The sequence below is a fragment of the Corynebacterium sp. AOP40-4SA-5 genome (genome assembly GCF_052377355.1).
Taxonomy (GTDB): Bacteria; Actinomycetota; Actinomycetes; order Mycobacteriales; family Mycobacteriaceae; genus Corynebacterium.
Genome location: NZ_JBQSWS010000006.1, coordinates 76,022 through 93,980, shown reverse-complemented (window position 1 = coordinate 93,980; position 17,959 = coordinate 76,022). Strand labels below are relative to the sequence as shown.

Here is a 17,959-nt window from a genome sequence, read left to right as displayed (position 1 = left end):
CTCTCCTCCTGCCTCGGCGATGGTTGCGGCCAGTCTAGCGCCGCCCCGCCTCGTAGGCGGCGCCCACGCGGTAGAGCCGGTCGTCGCCGTGTGCGGGGCCCATGATCTGCAGGCCGACGGGCAGGCCGGTGTCGCTGGACAGCGGGCCGGGCACGGACATGCCGCACACCCCGGCGAGGTTCAGCGGCAGGGTGCACAGGTCGAACAGGTACATCGCCAGCGGGTCGTCCGCCTTCTCCCCCAGCTCGAAGGCGGTGGTCGGGGTAACCGGGGAGACCAGCACGTCGACGTCGGCGAAGGCCTTGGCGAAGTCCTGGGCGATGAGGTTACGCACGCGCTGTGCTTGCAGGTAGTAGGCGTCGTAGTAGCCGACGGACAGCGCGTAGGTGCCCAGGATGATACGACGCTTAACCTCGGGGCCGAACCCTGCGGCGCGGGTCGCGGACATCACCTGGTCGGCGGAGTGCTGGCCGTCGTCGAGCTGACGCTGGCCGTAGCGCATCCCGTCGAAGCGGGCCAGGTTGGAGCTGACCTCGCAGGGCAGGATGAGGTAGTAGGCGTTCAGCGCGTACTCGAAGCTCGGGCAGTCCACCTCGACGATGGTCGCGCCCTGGCTCTTGAGCTGCTCCAGGGAGGCCCGGTAGCTCTCCGCCACACCGGCCTGCAGGCCCTGCACGCTCTCGAGCTGCTTGACCACGCCGACGGTCACGCCGGTCAGGTCGCCGTTGGCGCCCTGGCGGGCGGCCTCCACGACGGGGGCGACGGGACGCTCGGACGACGTCGAGTCGTTGGCGTCGTGGCCGGCGATGACCTCGTGCAGCAGGGCGGTGTCGAGCACGGTGCGGCCGGTGGGCCCACCCTGGTCCAGGGAGGACGCGCAGGCGACCAGGCCGTAGCGGGAGACCGTGCCGTAGGTGGGCTTCACGCCGACGGTGTTGGTCAGGGCGGCCGGCTGGCGGATGGATCCGCCGGTGTCGGTGCCGATGGCCAGCGGGGCCATGCCGGCGGCCAGGGCCGCGGAGGAGCCGCCGCCGGAACCGCCGGCGGTGCGGCTGAGGTCCCAGGGGTTGTGGGTGGGGCCGTAGGCGGAGTTCTCGGTGGAGGAACCCATGGCGAACTCGTCCATGTTGGTCTTGCCGAGGATCGGGATGCCGGCCTCACGGATGCGGCGGGTGACCGTCGCATCGTAGGGGCTCATGTAGCCCTCGAGCATCTTCGAGGCACAGGTCGTCGGCGCGTCGGTGGTGACGAAGACGTCCTTCAGCGCCAGCGGGACGCCGGCGAGGGAGGACGCGACGGTGCCGGCGGCGATGTCCTTGTCCGCCTGCTCGGCGGCGGCGAGCGCCTCCTTCTCCCCCACGTGCAGGAAGGCGTGGACATCGGTGTCCACCGAGGAGATCCGGTCGAGGTGGGCACGGGTGGCGTCGACGGAGCTGACGTCGCCGGCGTGGATCTTCTCCGCGAGTTCGGCGGCGGTCCAGGTCGTCAGGTCCGAGTCGTCCCGGGTTCCGACGGTGTAGGTCGTGTTGTTCACTTCACTCATTTCGCTGTCGTCTCGCCCTCTACTCGCCCAGGATCCGGGGAACCTGGAAGCGCTGCTGGTCCTGCTTGGGGGCCTGGTCCAGGGCCTGCTCGGCGGTCAGGGACTCCTGGGGGACGTCCTCACGCATGACCGACACCGCGCCGTCGACGTTCTGGGTGGGGTGGCTCAGCGGTTCGACACCCTCGGTGTCGACCTCGCGCACGGCGGCGACGGTCTCGACGATGCCGTCGATCTGTGCGGCGTAGTTGGTGAGCTCGTCCTCGGTCAGGTCGAGGCGGGAAAGCCTGGCGAGGTGCGCGACCTCGTCACGGGAGATCTCGGACACAGGTGGGTCCCCTTTTCATCGTTCGTGCGGTACATGTGCTGTCGCAGGGTTTACCCGCACCACTCTAGTAGGACGCCGTGTCCGCGCGTGCGTCCGCCCCGGTTCGCTACAATCGTGGCGCAACGCATTGTTTCCGCTTTATTTACCCTGCCCTATCTACACTGAGGTTCACCTTGTCCTATCTGATGCGCGTCCGGCTTCCCGACGTCCCCGGCACCCTCGGGCTCATCGCTGCCACGATGGGCACCATCGACGCCGACATCAGGAGCGTGGACGTCGTCGAGCATGATCCGGACGGCTCGGTCGTCGACGACATCGTCGTCGACCTGCCGAACGGCCGCCTGGCGGACGCCCTGATCAGCGCCGCCCAGGAGGTCGACGGGGTCTACGTCGACTCGATCCGCCCGTTCTCCGGGACGGTGGACCGTCGCGGCCAGATCAGCCTGCTCGCCGAGGTCGCCCGGCACCGCCGTCGGGCGTTGGGCAGCGTCCAGAAGCTGATCGACCGGCTGCCGAAGTCGATGTCGGTGCAGTGGGCCGTGATCCTGGAGTCCGGGGAGAACACCCGCCGTGTGACGGCGTCCGCCGCCGCCCCGGAGGACGACGGCCGGGTGCTGTCGGAAACCCCGGTGACCGAGGCACGCGCCCTGACTGACCGGGACACCTGGGTGCCGTCGAGTTGGACGGTGATGGACTCCGCCCTGGCCGCGACCCCGTTGACCGGCACGGACTACATCCTGATCCTGGGCCGTCCGGGCGGACCGGATTTCCTGCTCTCCGAGATCGAGCACCTCGGCGAGGTCGGCGAGATCCTCGGCGCTCTGCTGGACTGAGCGGCCTCCGCCTCGACCCGGGCCTCGTCGTCTACTCCCCCGCAGGTGCCAGGAACAGCTGGTAGGACGGGTTGTCCGTCACCTCGGTGAACGGGTAACCCAGCTCGCTGAGGTGGGCCTCGAAGTCGGCGGAACGGGCGTCCTCGAAGGCGGCGAGGATCCGTCCGTAGTCCATTCCCTGGCTGCGGTAATGGAATGCGGTGACGTTCCAGTTCGCGCCGAGCACGTCGAGGAAGTGGACCAGGGCACCGGGGTGCTCCGGGAATTCGAAGGTGAACATCCGCTCGTCGACGAAGGCCGGCGGCACCCCGCCGATCATGTAGCGCACGTGCTCCTTGGCGACCTCGTCGTCGGAGAGGTCGACGACATCGTAACCGGCGGTGTCCAGTGCGTCGGCGATGGCGGTGCGTTCGGCGGCGCCCTCCTTGAGCTGGACACCGACGAAGATCCGGGCACGCCGGTCGTCGTCGCGCTCGCCGACGCGGTAGTTGAACTCCGTGACCATACGGCCGTTGAGCACCTCGCAGAACTTCACGAAGGCGCCCTGTTCCTCGGGGATGGTGACGGCGAAGATCGCTTCGCCACCTTCACCGAGTTCGGCGCGCTCGGAGATGTAGCGCAGGGTGTGGAAGTTCAGGTTCGCCCCGGACAGCACGTTGACGAGGGTCTCGTCCTGGAGGTCGTTGGCGGTGGCGTACTTCTTCAGCCCGGCCAGGGACACCGCGCCGGCCGGCTCGGCGATCGCGCGGGTGTCGTCGAAGAGGTCCTTGATCGCCGCGCTGATCTCGTCGGAGCTCACGGTCACGACCTCGTCGAGGTACTGCTGGCACAACCGGAAGGTCTCGGCACCGATCTTGCGCACGGCCACACCCTCGGCGAAGAGGCTGACGTGCTCGAGCTCCACGGGCTCCCCTGCCCACAGGGCGGCGGTGAGGCAGGCAGACTCCTCGGGCTCGACACCGATGACCTTGATCTGCGGGTTGAGTTCCTTGAGCAGTACCGCCACTCCGGCGGCGAGGCCACCACCACCGACGGGCACGAAGACCCGGTCGACGGCGGCGGACTGGAAGATCTCCAGCCCTATGGTTCCCTGTCCGGCAATCACTGCCTCGTTGTCGAACGGAGGTACGTACACCAGGCCCTCGACCTCGGAGAGTTCCTTGGCCTTGCCCTGCGCGGCGTCGAAGTTCTCCCCGTGCAGCACGACCTCACCGCCGAATCCGCGCACGGCGTCCACCTTGATCGACGGGGTGGTCACGGGCATCACGATGACCGAGCGAATCCCCAGTTCGCGGCCGGACAGGGCCACACCCTGGGCGTGGTTGCCGGCTGAGGCGGTGATCACACCGGCGCAGCCGGTGAGCTGGGACATGCGGTTGAAGGCCCCTCGCAGCTTGAAGCTGTGGACCGGCTGCAGATCCTCACGTTTGACCAGCACCCGGTTGCCGGTGCGTGCCGACAGCGCGTCCATGGTCTCAAGCGGGGTGTGCCGTGCCGCCCGGTAGACCGGCGCGGCAACGATGTCGCGGAGGTACTCGGCCGAGGTCTTGGGTGCGGAATTAGCCATGGTCGTCAATCCTACTGAACAGCTATGCCTGGAGGGGCCAGGAGGTGTTCACCGTGGCCGCGCGGTCGGTCTGCCCCTTGTTCTCGAAGTACTTCTTCAGCCCCGACTGCGACTCGTAGTGCCAGGTGGCCTGCTGAAGCATCAGCTCGTCCGCGGTCACCTCGGTGATCTCCGGGTAGGCACGTGACAGCTTCCAGGCCACGCGGGCGGCCGCCAGTGCGTCCGCCGTCGCCTCGTGGGCGTTGCCGAGGGTGACGCCCCAGTGCTCGCAGACGGTCTCCAACCGCCGGTTCCCCTTGCGGTACTGGTCCTTGGCCTTGTCGATGACGAGCGGGTCGATGACGGGGCCGTCCACGGTGAAGGACGGTTCCAGGCTGCGCAGGACGGTGAGGTCGTAGGCGGCGTTGTAGACGACCAGGGTAGCCCCGGCGCGCCAGCCGGCACGGATGCGTTCGATGGTCTCGGACAACACCTCGGCGTGCGGGCGGCCGTGCTCCTGCGCGTACTCCGTGGAGATGCCGTGCACCTTCGACGCCCCCTCGGGGATCGGGATCCCCGGGTCCGCGAGCATCTCCAGGTCGTCGCGTTCACGGCCGTTGATGGTGATCAGCGCGCTGGTCACGATCCGTGCGGTCAAGGGATCCGTTCCGGTGGTCTCCAGGTCGAAGCTGAGGAGGTGGGTCGGGTCGAAGTGCTCGGCGGTGGTCATGGCAGCCACTCTATAACGCACCCCGGACATGAAACCCCGGGCGTGGTCGAACAGCGACGTCCAACGCCGCCCAACGACGTCGCCCGGGTGCACGATCATGGTGATCGTGCACCCGGGCGACGGGAACCAGGTGGGGCTAGACGAGGAAGTCGTCGTGCTCCGGGGTGTCCACGGCGATGGCCTCGTCGTCACCGAACAGGAAGTAGTTGGCGCCGGCGGTCATCTCGTTGATCTCTTCACGGCTGAGCAGGTTGAACATGTGATCGTCCTTTCTGGAGGTGCAGCCATCGGATTTCAGTGCTGGTCTGCGTGTGTGGTGTTCCCTGTGGGGCTCCTTGACACCGACAACGCTAGGTTTTCCCAGGTGAACAGATCTACCCCCACGAACTTCCGACCACCCCGATACCCACATCACATTCCCGCCATCACCGCAGGGCACGGCACGGACGCCACCTCCACCTAGTTATGACCACCGCAGATACCACCACCCCCACCGGTAGTGATGCACACCACAGGAGTGCCGTCCCCTGTGAACAGGCACTCATCTGTCCGTAGAACCATCCGGTTGCCGCCAGGTGCGGCTCCCCCGGCGGCACCGCGCTCACTACACTGGCCCAGGTGACTGAGACACCCGAGCACACAACTGAGCACACTCCCGAGCAGACACCCGAAGACCGGTGGACCACGCTGGCGTCCGACATCCGCCGCCACCGGGAGCTGTACTACTACGAGGCGCCCGAGATCTCCGACGCCGACTTCGACGCGATGATGCGTGAGCTCCAGGAGCTCGAGGCGTCCCACCCGGAGGTGGTGCAGGGCACCAGCCCCACCCAGGAGGTCGCCCCGTCGCCGGAGAACTCACCGTTCCGCAACGTCGACCACCGTGAGCAGATGCTCAGTCTCGACAACGTCTTCAGCCTCGACGAGATGCGTGAGTGGCTCGAACGCACCCCCGCGCCGACCTACCTCACCGAACTGAAGATCGACGGTGCCTCGATCGACCTGCTCTACATCGACGGCCGGCTCGACCTCGCCCTCACCCGCGGTGACGGCGTCACCGGCGAGGACGTCACCCACAACGCCCGCACCCTCGACGACATCCCGGACGTGCTCACCGGCACCGACGAGTTCCCCGTGCCCGCCCTGGTGGAGATCCGCGGCGAAATCTTCATCACCGTTGAGGACTTCGCCACGATGAACGCCGACCGGCAGGCCGAGGGCAAGAAGATGTTCGCCAACCCCCGCAACGCCGCCGCCGGGGCGATGCGGCAGAAGAACCCGGAGGAGACGGCCAAGCGTCCATTGCGTCTGATCTGCCACGGCATCGGCGCCCGCGAAGGCTTCGAGCCGGCCAGCCAGCACGACGGCTACCGGGCGATCGAGGCCTGGGGGCTGCCCGTGAGCCCCTACACCCGGCAGGTGCGCACCGTGGCCGAGGTGCTGGACGCGGTCACCTACTGGGGCGAGCACCGTCACGACGCCGCCCACGAGATGGACGGGCTCGTCGTGAAGATCGACGACGTCTCCGAGCAGCAGGACCTGGGTGCCACCAGCCGCGCACCGCGCTGGGCCATCGCCTACAAGTACCCGCCGGAGGAGGCGGTGACCACCGTGGAGTCCATCCGCGTGGGCATCGGACGCACCGGGCGCGCCACCCCGTACGCGGTCATGACGCCGACCTACGTCGCCGGGTCCACCGTCACCATGGCCACGCTGCACAACGCCACCGAGGCGCACCGCAAGGGCGTCCGGCTCGGCGACCGTGCCATGATCCGCAAGGCCGGCGAGGTCATCCCCGAGGTCCTCGGCCCCGTGGAGAGCGCGCGCACCGGGGAGGAACGCGAGTACCTCTACCCGTCGTTGTGTCCGGAGTGCGGCACGCCGCTGTCGCCGACCCGCGACGGCGACGCCGACTGGCGCTGCCCCAACACCCGCTACTGCCCCGGCCAGCTGCAGAACCGCCTGAACTACCTCGCCGGACGTGGCGCCTTCGACATCGACGCGCTCGGCGAGCGCGCCGCCCACGACCTCATCGACTCCGGTGTCCTGCCCGACGAGGGCCACCTGTTCTCCCTCACCCCGGAGAAGCTGGCCACCACCAGTGCGTACACCACAAAGGCAGGCGCGCTGAACAAGCAGGGCGAGGTGCTGCTGGCCAACCTCGAGGAGGCCAAGGGTGTGGACCTGTGGCGGGTGATCACCGCCCTGTCGATCCGCCACGTCGGCCCCACCGCGGCCAAGGCGCTCGCCGCGAAGCTGCAGTCCATCCCCGCCATCGACGAAGCCTCTGTCGAGGAGATGGCCGACATCGACGGGGTCGGCGGCATCATCGCCCAGTCGGTGAAGGACTGGTTCGCCGTGGACTGGCACCGCGAGATCGTCGACGCCTGGGCCGCCGCCGGGGTGCGCATGGAGCAGATCATCGAGGCCTCCGAGCGCCCGGAGCAGACCCTGGAGGGATTGACCCTGGTGGTCACCGGATCGCTCGTCGACTTCGACCGCACCGAGGCCAAGGAGGTCGTGGAGGCCCACGGGGGCAAGGCGTCCGGCTCCGTGTCAAAGAAGACCGACTTCGTCGTCGCCGGGGAGAAGGCGGGCTCGAAGCTGAAGAAGGCCGAGGACCTGGGTGTCCCGGTCCTCGACGAGGACGGCTTCAAGCTACTGCTGGCCGAAGGGCCGGACGCGGTGCGCTGACCGCCCGCAAATGGACTTCGACCGACCGAAGTAGTCCTGACGTCACTACAGTCGACTGTAGTGACGTCAGGACTACTATCAGCCTCGCGGCCTTCACTGATGGCCTTCACTGACGTACTCGACCGGTTCCGCGGGTTCGCCCTCGACTCCCAGCTCACCGACACCGAGATTCACGACGCGCTGGGCGATGGCACGCTGGTGGTCCACGGTGATGACGCTGAGCCGGGCCGACGTTCCTGAACCTGGCCACGCTCCCGGATTCATCTTCGCTGACTCCACCGTGTCGAGGATCCACGACTGCGGGGTTCCGTCCCCCAGTACCTGAGGGGGCGCAGCTGCCGACCGTGACGATCACGTCCGGTACCTTCACCGACGAGGACTGGTCCTGGGAGTTCGGACTACCGGTGATGAGCGTGCTGTGCTCCATTCGCCGGCTGGCGGACAACTCCGGTATCGAGCCCGCCTGGTTGTTCGCGGCCGTCGAGGACGTCTACGACGAGGGGGCTGGACGGCGGTAGACTCGCTGGTGGAAACACACTCTCACCCCGAAGCAAGGAGCAACATGTCCGTCGTGAAGATCAACGCCATCGACGTCCCCGAGGGCGCCGGCCCCGAGCTCGAGGCCCGTTTCGCCGCCCGCGCACACACCGTCGACGGCTCCCCCGGCTTCGAGGGCTTCCAGCTGCTGCGCCCCACCGCCGGCGAGACCCGCTACTTCGTGGTCACCACCTGGGCGACCGAGGAGGACTTCCAGGCGTGGGCGGACGGCCCGGCGAAGGCCGCCCACAGCGGCCCGCACGGCGGCGAGGGCAAGAAGCCCGTCGCCACGGGCGCCTCGCTGCTGGAGTTCGAGGTCGTGGACCTCGGCTCCGAGTAGTCCCCTCCCGACCCCGGGGCACCGCGCCTAGTTGCTGTGCAGCAGCGCCGCGGCCCCGCGCACGGTCCGGGCGAGCTCGGCCGCCGGGCCCGGTTTCAGTACCCCGTCCCCCACGGCGACGAGGTCGATCTGGGGTTCGGGGGTGGCCGCGTCGAAGGTCCAGAGCCGCCACGTGCCGATGACCTCGCGGGCGATGTCCTCGCTCGACCGGGCGTCGTCGACCCGCCAGGCGACCTGTGCCCCGGCGTCGATCAGCCCGGCCACGTCGTCGGTGCGCTCCCCGGAGATCTCGTCGACGACCAGCGCGTCGGCGCCGGTGTGCAGCAGTTCCGGCCACACCAGCCCGGTGTCCAGGACCACCCGGCGCGCGGTCCCACCACGCACCTGGTCGATGAACCTGCGCTCCACGTTCAGCGCGACCTCGCGGTCGACCTGCATCGTCTCGAACTCCGTCGCGCCCTGCAGGTGTGAGGTGACCTCGCCGAGGCGTCGTTCATGCACGTGCACCACCGACGCTCCCACCGCGTCGCAGAACTCCCGGACGCCCTCGCCCAGCGACAGCGCCACGTCCCGGAACGCCGGACGGTCGAAGCACAGCGGGTGCCCGCGGTACTCCACGTCCGCCCCGAAGGTCCACGGGCCGGTGACGTGCACCATCAGCCGGTCGGTGCCCGGCATGACCTCGGCGACGATGTCGGTGATCTCGTGCAGCCGCCCCAGGAAGTGCCGGGCGTCCAGCGTCCGGCCCGGGGCGATCTCCCAGCCGCGGGCGTGGGAGCGCAGGTAGGGCCCACCGACGAGCACGCCCATCGCCGCGCTGGCGGGCAGAAGGTCACCCTGCGGCAGACTCAGCGGGGGAACCACGCCAACGTCCTCGTCCACGTCGCGGGTGCGCCGGGACGCCGCGGCCAGGGCGGCACGGAGGTCGACGTGGTCGGTGCGGATGTCCTCCCACCAGGCGAAACGAGTCATCGTCTCGTTCACGCGGTCCGTGCCTGCGACGCCTGTGATGTAGGCACCGTCTCGGACCAGGGCTGCGTCCGGCAGATCGTGCCGGACCCGAGCAGGATGTCGCCCTCGGCGTCCGGCAGGTAGACCACCGCGGCCTGGCCGCGGGCGACCCCGCGCAACGGTTCGTGCAGCTCCAGCTCCACCGATCCCCCGCCGAGGGTGGCGGTGGCCGGGACCACGCCGCCGTGGGCGCGGACCTGCACGTCGCACTCGAAGGTGCTGCCGTGCTTGGCCGGGTCCAGACGCTTGAGCCGGTCGGCGGTGATGTGGCCGACACGCAGGTCCTCACGCCCACCCACGGTCACCGTGCCGGTGGAGGCGTCGATGTCGGTGACGTAGCGCGGCTGGCCGTCGGCGGCGGGACCTGCCACGCCGAGGCCCTTACGCTGGCCGATGGTGAAGCCGTAGACGCCGTCGTGCTCGGCGAGGGTCTCGCCCTCCACGGACTTGACCATGCCGGGGCGCAGACCGATCTGGTTGCCCAGGAACGCCTGGGTGTTGCCGTCGGGGATGAAGCAGATGTCGTGGCTGTCCGGCTTGGAGGCCACACCCATGCCCAGCCCGGCGGCCTCCTCACGGATCTCGGGCTTGACCGTGTCGCCGACTGGGAAGAGGCAGTGAGCCAGCTGCTCGTCGTCGAGCACGCCGAGCACGTAGGACTGGTCCTTGTTGTCGTCGATGCCGCGGCGCATGACCCCGTCGTGCAGGCGGGCGTAGTGCCCGGTGACCACCGCGTCGAACCCCAGGGCGATGGAGCGGTCCAGCAGCGCCTCGAACTTGATCTTCTCGTTGCAGCGCAGGCAGGGGTTGGGGGTCTCGCCGATCTCGTAGGACTCCACGAAGTTGTCGATGACGTCGGCCTTGAAACGGTCGGAGAAGTCCCACACGTAGAACGGGATGCCCAGGGAGTCGCTGACCCGGCGGGCGTCGGCGGAGTCCTCCAGCGAGCAGCAGCCACGCGAACCCGCCCGCACGGCCTCCGGCGACTGGCTCAACGCCAGGTGCACGCCGATGACCTCGTGTCCGGCCTCCAGTGCCCGTGCTGCAGCCACGGAGGAGTCCACCCCACCGCTCATCGCCGCGACAACCCGCATCGTGTGTACCCGTTCCTCTCGTGCTCTCTTCTCCGCCCCACGTGTGGGGCCCTGCAGTCAGCCCTTCACCCTACACGGTGGGTACGCGGCCTCTCACCTGCTAGGCCATGCCTGCCGCACGGGCCTGGTCGACCACCCCGGGCAGCAGGGTGCACAGCCGGTCCACGTCGGCGGCGGTGGTGGCGGTGCCCAGGGTGAGCCGCAGTGCACCACGGGCCACGTCCACCGGAACGCCCATCGCGGTGAGCACGTGGCTGGCCCGGTTGACCCCGGCCGAGCAGGCCGAGCCGGTGGAGGCGTCGACCCCGGCGACGTCGAGCAGCATGATCAGGCTGTCGCCCTCCGCCCCCGGGAACCCCACGTGCACGTGGCCGGGCAGGGCGCCGCCGGACGGGTCGGTGTAGGTGCGTGCGTCCGGGATCTGGCGCACGGTCGCCAGCAGACGCTCCTGCAGGACGCTGAGACGTTCGTGTTCACGGGCGGTCTCCGCCACGGCCGCGGCGAGTGCGGCGGCGGTGGCAGCCGCCCCCTGCGGGTCGGCGGTGCCGGAGCGGACCTTACGTTCCTGCCCGCCGCCGCGCAGTGGGCTGACGAGTCCGGCGTCGCGACGTGCCAGCAGGATCCCGGTGGCCTTCGGTCCGCCGAACTTGTGCGCGCTCGCCGCGAGCGTGGTGCAGCCCAGGGCGTGGAAGTCCACCGGGACGTGACCGACGGCCTGGACGGCGTCGACGTGGAAGGGCACACCCGACCCTGCCGCGAGGTCCGCCAGTTCGGCGACGGGCTGCAGGTTGCCGGTCTCGTTGTTGGCCCACATGCAGGTCACCAGCGCGTCGGTGGACGGATCCAGCGCCGGGACGTTCCCGGCGCCCACACGCCCGTGGCCGTCCACCGCCAGTTCGACGTGCTCGAACAGCGGTTCCCCGCCCCCGAGCAGGTCGCCGCACAGCCAGTCGACGGTCTCCACGACCGCCGGGTGCTCGGTGGCCGCGGAGTGGATGCGCCGGGCACCGGGCCCGCGGGCCGTCCGCGCACCGAAGGCGAGCCCCTGGACGGCGAGGTTGTCGGACTCGGTGCCGGAGGCGGTGAAGAGTACCTCCGCGCGGTCGGCGCCGAGCAGTTCCGCCACCTGCTCACGGGCGTCCTCCAGCACGCGCTGGGCCTCACGGCCCGAGGCGTACTGCCCGGCCGGGTTGAGCAGGCCGGCGGCCGCCGTGGCGGCGTCCACCGCCTCGGGACGCAACGGCGCGGTGGCCGCGTGGTCGGCGAAGATCCTCCGTGTCACAGGTGCCATGCTCACTTCTCCCCGGGGAACGCCAGCAGGCGTCGGTCGAGCTCACGCATCTTCTCGGCGATGACCTCCGGGTCGACACCCTTGCGGAACTTCGCCGCGGCGAGGCTGCGCTGGGCGGCGTACATCGACTCACGGCGCACCTCCACGGCACGTCGCGCGAGTTCCTGGCGGTGCTCGCGGCGCCGGCGCAGCGCCTCTGTCTCGCTCCCACCGGTCGAGCCGGTGCGGATGGCCCCGGTGCCACCGTCGTTGACCTCCTCGGAGGTGTCGTCGGAGCTGTCGTCGAGGCTGGAGACCGAGCGCACGATGCCCAGGCGTTCCTCGATCCTCGCCGCCTGCTCCGGGGACAGCCCCTCGCCCATCTGCTGGCGGACCACGCTCATCGCCGCCCGGTAGGCCTCGTCGAGGGCCTCCTCGGTCAGCTTGTCGTCCAGGTCCTGGAGATCGTGGTGCTCGCGGAGGTAGTTCGTCAGCGCGGGCAGCGTGAGGCCCGGGATCACCATGGTGCACAGCAGGACCACGAAGGCCACGATGATGAACTCGTCGCGCATCGGGAAGTCGACCGGGTTCAGCGACAGCACCAGGGCCAGCGTCACCAGCCCGCGCATGCCGGACCAGCTGAGCAGGATCACGTCGGTGAACCGGATGGGCGCGCGGTAGCGTCCGCCCTTACGGCGGTTGACCCGCAGCAGCCAGCACATCCAGAGGAACCGCACCAGGATCAGCACCACGGAGATCACCAGGCCCCACCACACCGGGTTGAGGTGGTCGGTGTCGTCGTCCATGATCGCGTCGCGCACGTTCATGCCCATCAGCCCGAAGGCCAGGCCCGTGACGAGCAGTTCGGTGACCTCCCAGAAGGCCGAGCCGGTCAGCCGGGCGTCGGCGGCGGTGGCGTCGGCGCGGGAGGTCAGCTCCACCGCGGCGACGACCACGGCGATGACCCCGGACACGCCGATCTCCTCCGCCGCCAGGTACACCATGAACGGCAGCACCCAGGTGAAGGCGTTGCCGGCCACCGGCGAGTCCACCCACCCGAGCACCAGGGCCGAACCGCGGCCGACCAGCCAGCCCGACGCCACGGCTCCCAGGGCGCTGTAGATGAACGTTCCCCCGGCCTCGAACCAGTGGATGTCGTGGTGGAACTCCGCGGCGGTGATCGCCGCACTGAAGATGACCAGGGAGGCGGCGTCGTTGAACAGCCCCTCGGACTGCAGCGAGCCGATGATCCTTCGCGGGATGCCCGCGGGCTCGGCGACAGCCTCCACCGCGACGGGGTCCGGTGGTGCCACCGCGGCCCCCACCGCCATGGCCGAGACCAGCCCCACCCCGGGGATGATCAGCATGGTCACACCGGTGACCGCGGCCACGGTGATGAAGACAAGGCCGACCGACAGGCTGAGGATGGTGCGCCACTGGTCGCGGAACATGCCCCAGGAGGTGCGTCTGGCCAGCGCCCACAGCAGTGGCGGCAGGAACAGCGGGAGGATGAGTTCCGGCTCGATCTCGATGGTGGGGGTGCCGGGGATGAACATCACCGCCGTGGTCACCAGCAGCAGCAGGACCGGCCACGGTAGCCCGATCCGGTCACCCACACCCACCGTGAGGACGGTGGCGAGCATCAGGCACATGATGACGAAGAGGGTGGTCACGGAGGAGTTGTCCTTATCGGGGGCGCCCGCGTGGGAGCACTTCGGGGTGTGGTGTGAGGGCCCGACGCGCAACGACGACGACCCGCACTCGGTGAGTGCGGGTCGTCGTCGTGCCGTGCACGGTGCACCTCACCGGTTCACCGGAGAGTCTACTCTCCGGCCCCGGGGGGATGCGGGGGTGGCTGGCTAGCCGCGGGCCTTGAGGGCCTCGGTGGCCTGCGGGGCGACCTTGAAGAGGTCGCCGACGACACCGAAGTCGGCGATCTCGAAGATGCCCGCCTCGTCGTCCTTGTTGACCGCGACGATGGTCTTCGAGGTCTGCATGCCGGCCTTGTGCTGGATCGCACCGGAGATGCCCAGGGCCAGGTACAGGTTCGGGGAGACGGTCTTGCCCGTCTGGCCGACCTGGAACTTGCCCGGGTAGTAGTCGGCGTCGACCGCGGCGCGGGACGCACCGACGGCGGCACCGAGGACGTCGGCCAGCGGCTCGATGACGTCGCGGAAGCCGTCCGGGCCGGCGACACCACGGCCACCGGAGACGACGATCTTCGCCTCGGTGAGCTCGGGACGGTCAGCCTTCTCCGCCGGGGAGAAGGAGGTGATGGTCACGGCCGTGGGGCCGGCGGCCGGCAGCTCGACGGGCTGGACCGTACCGGAGGCCGCCTGCGGCTCCGGGTCGACGGCTCCGGCACGCAGGGTGTAGACCGGCGAGGCGCCACCGGCGGTGGAGTCCACGGTGAAGTCGCCACCGAAGATCGAACCCTTGGAGGAACGGTCGGCGTTGACGGCGATCTGGTCGTACAGGACGCCGGAGGCCACGCGGGCACCGACACGTCCGGCGATCTCGTTGCCGGCGGCACCGGCGGCGATGATCACCGGGACCTGCAGCTGGGCGGCGAGGCCGGAGACGGCGTCCACGGAGGGGGTGACGACGTACTTCTCGGCGTCGTCGGACTCCGCGGCGTAGATGGTCTCGGCGCCACCGGCGGCCAGACCCTCCTGCAGCTTCTCGGCGGTGCCGGGGGCGCCGACGACGATGGCACCGACGGTGCCGAACGCGCGGGCCGCGGTGATGAGCTCCAGGGTGGAGTTCTTCAGTTCACCCTGAGTGTGCTCGACAAGTACCAGGACGTTGGTCATGGTTGTGTATGTCCTTTCGACAGTTTCGTTCGCGCTGAACCGGTGGGTGAACTAGACGAGCTTCTTCGACACGAGGTACTCGACGAGCTTGTTGCCGCCGTCGCCCTCGTCGGTGATGATCTCGCCCGCGGTCTTCTCCGGCTTCGGGGCAGCGGTGGTCACGGAGGTGGAGGCGGCGGCCAGGCCGACGTTCTCCGGAGCCACTCCGATGTCGGCGAGGCCGACTTCCTGGATCTTCTTCTTCTTGGCGGCCATGATGCCCTTGAAGACGGCGAAACGCGGGGTGTTGGCCTTCTCCGTCACCGAGACGATGGCCGGCTTCGGGGCCTCGACGGTGTAGATGCCGTCCTCGGTGACACGCTCGCCGGAGACCTTGTCGCCGCTGACCTCGAGGGTGCGGAGGTGGGTCAGGGCGGGGATCTGGCGGTACTCGCTGAGCAGACCCGGGACCGCGCCGGCGACGCCGTCGGTCGAGGCGTTGCCCGCGATGATCAGCTCGATGTCGTCGACGAGGTTCAGCGCGTTGGACAGGGTCCAGGCCGTGCCGAGCGCGTCGGAACCGGCGAGTGCGTCGTCGGTGACGAGGATCGCCTCGTCAGCACCGAGGGACAGCGCCTTGCGCAGCGCGTCCTTAGCGCTGGCCGGGCCGACGGAGAGAACGACGACGTTGCGGTCGCCGCCAGCTTCCTTGAGCTGGAGCGCAGCCTCGACGGCGTTCTCGTTGATCTCGTCGAGGACCGCGTCAGCGCTCTCCCTATCGAGGGTGAAGTCGTCATCGGTCAGCTTGCGCTCGGAATAGGTGTCCGGCACCTGCTTGACCAGAACCACGATGTTCGACATTCATAGGCCTTCCTGCTTGGGGTGCTTTTCTTCGGTCCGAAGTCTACCTGCGAATCACCGTGATGTACCCCACATTGGGATTTCCCCCCGGGTCACGTCACCGGCGTAAGCGCGTCACCTGCGACGACGAGGCCAACTGTCGCAGAAATCATTTATTTAGAACTACCCCCGCAGGTGTAGTTCCTCGGTGATGACCGCTACAGAGGCGTCGCCGATCCGGGTGAGCACGACCGTCAGCTCCCGCCCGCCCTTGAGCTTCATCTTGCGGCGCAACTGGTCCGGGTCGACGTCGACCCCACGCACCAGGATCTCCAGACGTCCGCAGTCCAACGCCGCCAACGCCGGACGCAGTTTCTTCAGCTGGACCTCCTCGATCACCTCGAAGACGCGCTGGCCGGGCAGGAAGGCCCCCTCCGTCCCCGTCCCCGTCCCCCTCGCCGACAGGTCCTCCAGGGAGTCGCCGCTGAGGTAGGCGATGTGCGGGTCCACCCGCCACCAGCCCAGGGCGGCGGCGTACTGACGGACCAGCCCGGCGCGCACCACCGCACCGTCCGGGTCAAGGATGTAGCGCCCCACGCGGCCCACCTCCTCGGACTCCGGGTCGTCGGAGGTCAGGACGCGGCGTCGACCGTCGCGGAAGACCACGGCCCGACGCTCGTGCGCCGCGAGCTCCGGGGTGTAGAGGCACGCCTCCTTCACCCCGCCGTCCACGCTGACCACGTCGACCTGGCCCTCCCACTCGCCGTAGTCGATGCCCGGGGCGCACTTCACCGCCACCGCGGACCCCCGGTGCGCCTCGAGCAGGTCCGGCAGCGGCGGAAGCAGGTCCTTCGGGTCGCGGATCCGCCCGCGGGCCGTCCGGCGGGCCGGGTCCGCGACCACCACGTCCACGGCACCGGGGGCGAAGACGGGACGCACCGCGTCGGCACGCACCAGCGCGACGCGTCCTGCGTCCTGTCCTGTGACCGTCATGTTGTGGCGCGCCATCGCCAGCCGGGACGGATCCAGGTCGCCGCCGAGCACCGTGCCGAAGCGTCCGGCGAGATGCGGCAGCTCGGTACCGACCGAGCAGGTCACGTCGGCGACGACGAGCCCCCCGCCCGCCTGCCCGCCGGTGCCGGCCCCGAGCATGGTGGCGATGTGGTCCGCCCGCTCGGCGGCCACCACCGCCGGTGTCGCCTGCTGGGCGGAGTCCCCGCACACCAGCCAGTCACCGGGCACCTTGCCGCCGGCCACGGCCGAACGCCGGGCGGCGACCAGCTCCATCAGGGCGCGGGCGTGCTCGCCGTGTTCCCGGCGCAGCGTCGCGGTGTCAGCGACCCGGCTCGACTTCGTCAGCGCGAGGTTCTCCGCCCCGGCCACGGCGTCCGGGTGCGCCACGAGCCAGTCGACCTCCTCCAGCGTGAAACTCACGCGAACGGGGACGGGGGCAGCTCCCCCGGGTCGACGGCGAACTTCATGCCGGGGGCGAACACCCGCTCGGGGTAGCCGTACATCCGGGTCTCCAGCAGGTAGTACTCGGCCATGTAGGGCTCGTCGACCGGCTCGGAACGCACCGGGTCCACCCGCAGCGTCTCGGCGAAGTCCAGGATCTCCCCGACACTGCGGAAGGTGTCGAGCATCTTCAGCTGCGACCACGTCGGCGGCATGAGGTTGATCTTGCGGTTGCGCCAGCCGTCGAGCAGCGTGGCCGGACGGAACCAGCCCGTCGAACTGGCCTCACGGGTGTCCCCGTGCGTCTCTTGCCCCTCGGGCATCGCGGCGACGAAGAACGCCGTGTCGTACCGGATCGGCTGCGACTCCGGGGTCACCCAGTTCGCCCACGGGCGCAGCAGGTCGCCGCGCAGCACCAGGTCGTGCATGCTCAGGAAGTCGGAGAAGGCCAGCCGGTGCTGCTCGAGCTCCTGCCGGAACGGCAGGTAGGGAACCGTGTCGCGCACCGGCCCGGAACCGTTCTCCCCTGCCTCACCGGCATAGCCGGCCAGCAGGGTGCCGGTCTCCTCGAAAGTCTCGCGCACCGCCGCGCACACCAGGGCGCGCGCCAGTTCCGGCGAGGTCCCCAGCCGCTCGCCCCACCACTGCGGCGAGGGGCCCTGCCAGCCGATCTCCGGGGAGTCGTGGCCGTCGCCGTCGCCGTCGCCGGGCAGGTCCCGGGCGTCCACCCCGCCACCGGGGAAGACCGTCATCTCCGCGCAGAAACGCATCGTGCTCGCACGCTCCTGGACGTACACCTCCGGGCCGCTGAGCGTATCTCGCAGCAGCATCAGCGTCGAGGCGTGCCGGGCCGGCACGACCGCCCCCGGGGCCCCGTCACGTGCCCTGTCAGGTGCCCCGTCACGTGCCCTGTCAGGTGCCCCGTCACGTGCGCCGTCACGCTCACTGC

18 protein-coding genes are annotated in these 17,959 nt (G+C 69.6%); 5 read left to right on the top strand and 13 right to left on the bottom strand.

The features are described from left to right. Positions 1-34: 34 nt before the first annotated feature. Both gatA and gatC read right to left on the bottom strand, forming a co-directional pair. Positions 35-1,534: an Asp-tRNA(Asn)/Glu-tRNA(Gln) amidotransferase subunit GatA gene (gatA, locus tag ACT3S3_RS05330; protein ID WP_441578889.1), complete on the bottom strand. Its 1,500-nt coding sequence runs from the start codon at positions 1,532-1,534 to the stop codon at positions 35-37. 28 nt (positions 1,535-1,562) lie between these two features. Then, positions 1,563-1,868 (bottom strand): Asp-tRNA(Asn)/Glu-tRNA(Gln) amidotransferase subunit GatC, encoded by a 306-nt coding sequence (gatC, locus tag ACT3S3_RS05325; protein WP_301442071.1) that lies wholly within the window; start codon positions 1,866-1,868, stop codon positions 1,563-1,565. A 173-nt stretch (positions 1,869-2,041) separates the two neighbouring features. Between gatC and ACT3S3_RS05320 the strand changes: the two genes are divergently transcribed. Then, entirely contained in the window at positions 2,042-2,701 is a 660-nt protein-coding gene (locus ACT3S3_RS05320; protein WP_301442070.1) for an amino acid-binding ACT domain protein, read from the top strand. A 31-nt stretch (positions 2,702-2,732) separates the two neighbouring features. On the opposite strand, the gene ilvA is transcribed toward ACT3S3_RS05320, so the two are convergent. The 3 genes from ilvA to ACT3S3_RS05305 all read right to left on the bottom strand — a co-directional run bounded on the left by ilvA (position 2,733) and on the right by ACT3S3_RS05305 (position 5,236). After that, positions 2,733-4,268 carry a threonine ammonia-lyase, biosynthetic gene (ilvA, locus tag ACT3S3_RS05315; protein WP_444626399.1) on the bottom strand — a complete coding sequence of 512 codons (1,536 nt, stop codon included), beginning with the start codon at positions 4,266-4,268 and terminating at the stop codon, positions 2,733-2,735. 22 nt (positions 4,269-4,290) lie between these two features. Beyond that, the gene (locus ACT3S3_RS05310; protein ID WP_301442068.1) at positions 4,291-4,977 is read right to left on the bottom strand and encodes a 3'-5' exonuclease; all 687 of its coding nucleotides are present in this window, start codon (positions 4,975-4,977) and stop codon (positions 4,291-4,293) included. A 136-nt stretch (positions 4,978-5,113) separates the two neighbouring features. Continuing rightward, a complete protein-coding gene (locus tag ACT3S3_RS05305; protein WP_301442067.1) occupies positions 5,114-5,236 on the bottom strand; it encodes a hypothetical protein in 123 nt (40 codons plus the stop codon). A 350-nt stretch (positions 5,237-5,586) separates the two neighbouring features. Between ACT3S3_RS05305 and ligA the strand changes: the two genes are divergently transcribed. From ligA to ACT3S3_RS05285, 4 genes are all read left to right on the top strand, one after another. Beyond that, positions 5,587-7,671, top strand: a complete 2,085-nt coding sequence (gene ligA / locus ACT3S3_RS05300) for an NAD-dependent DNA ligase LigA (protein WP_441578900.1) — start codon at positions 5,587-5,589, stop codon at positions 7,669-7,671. Between the two features lie 99 nt (positions 7,672-7,770). Further along, positions 7,771-7,911 carry a hypothetical protein gene (locus ACT3S3_RS05295; RefSeq protein ID WP_301442065.1) on the top strand — a complete coding sequence of 47 codons (141 nt, stop codon included), beginning with the start codon at positions 7,771-7,773 and terminating at the stop codon, positions 7,909-7,911. Between the two features lie 104 nt (positions 7,912-8,015). Then, positions 8,016-8,189 carry a hypothetical protein gene (locus tag ACT3S3_RS05290; protein ID WP_301442064.1) on the top strand — a complete coding sequence of 58 codons (174 nt, stop codon included), beginning with the start codon at positions 8,016-8,018 and terminating at the stop codon, positions 8,187-8,189. Between the two features lie 44 nt (positions 8,190-8,233). Next, on the top strand, positions 8,234-8,548 hold the full coding sequence (locus ACT3S3_RS05285; protein WP_301442063.1) for an antibiotic biosynthesis monooxygenase family protein: 315 nt from the start codon (positions 8,234-8,236) through the stop codon (positions 8,546-8,548). Between the two features lie 27 nt (positions 8,549-8,575). Here ACT3S3_RS05285 and ACT3S3_RS05280 read toward each other — a convergent pair whose 3' ends face one another. The 8 genes from ACT3S3_RS05280 to ACT3S3_RS05245 form a co-directional block, all read right to left on the bottom strand. Further along, positions 8,576-9,532: a hypothetical protein gene (locus ACT3S3_RS05280; RefSeq protein WP_444626397.1), complete on the bottom strand. Its 957-nt coding sequence runs from the start codon at positions 9,530-9,532 to the stop codon at positions 8,576-8,578. Beyond that, complete coding sequence (gene mnmA / locus ACT3S3_RS05275; protein WP_301442061.1) at positions 9,529-10,653, bottom strand: tRNA 2-thiouridine(34) synthase MnmA; 1,125 nt, start codon at positions 10,651-10,653, stop codon at positions 9,529-9,531. Before mnmA ends, ACT3S3_RS05280 begins: the two co-directional genes overlap by 4 nt. 100 nt (positions 10,654-10,753) lie before the next feature. Beyond that, positions 10,754-11,944, bottom strand: coding sequence for a cysteine desulfurase family protein (locus tag ACT3S3_RS05270; protein WP_301442060.1), 1,191 nt, complete (start codon positions 11,942-11,944; stop codon positions 10,754-10,756). A gap of 2 nt (positions 11,945-11,946) precedes the next feature. Next, a complete protein-coding gene (locus ACT3S3_RS05265) occupies positions 11,947-13,596 on the bottom strand; it encodes a cation:proton antiporter (RefSeq protein WP_301442059.1) in 1,650 nt (549 codons plus the stop codon). A 186-nt stretch (positions 13,597-13,782) separates the two neighbouring features. Next, positions 13,783-14,736: an electron transfer flavoprotein subunit alpha/FixB family protein gene (locus tag ACT3S3_RS05260; protein WP_441578888.1), complete on the bottom strand. Its 954-nt coding sequence runs from the start codon at positions 14,734-14,736 to the stop codon at positions 13,783-13,785. A 51-nt stretch (positions 14,737-14,787) separates the two neighbouring features. Beyond that, complete coding sequence (locus ACT3S3_RS05255; RefSeq protein ID WP_301444252.1) at positions 14,788-15,576, bottom strand: electron transfer flavoprotein subunit beta/FixA family protein; 789 nt, start codon at positions 15,574-15,576, stop codon at positions 14,788-14,790. Between the two features lie 162 nt (positions 15,577-15,738). Next, positions 15,739-16,989 carry a class I SAM-dependent methyltransferase gene (locus tag ACT3S3_RS05250; RefSeq protein WP_444626395.1) on the bottom strand — a complete coding sequence of 417 codons (1,251 nt, stop codon included), beginning with the start codon at positions 16,987-16,989 and terminating at the stop codon, positions 15,739-15,741. After that, entirely contained in the window at positions 16,986-17,840 is an 855-nt protein-coding gene (locus ACT3S3_RS05245; RefSeq protein ID WP_301443939.1) for an NUDIX hydrolase, read from the bottom strand. Before ACT3S3_RS05245 ends, ACT3S3_RS05250 begins: the two co-directional genes overlap by 4 nt. Positions 17,841-17,959: the final 119 nt, after the last annotated feature.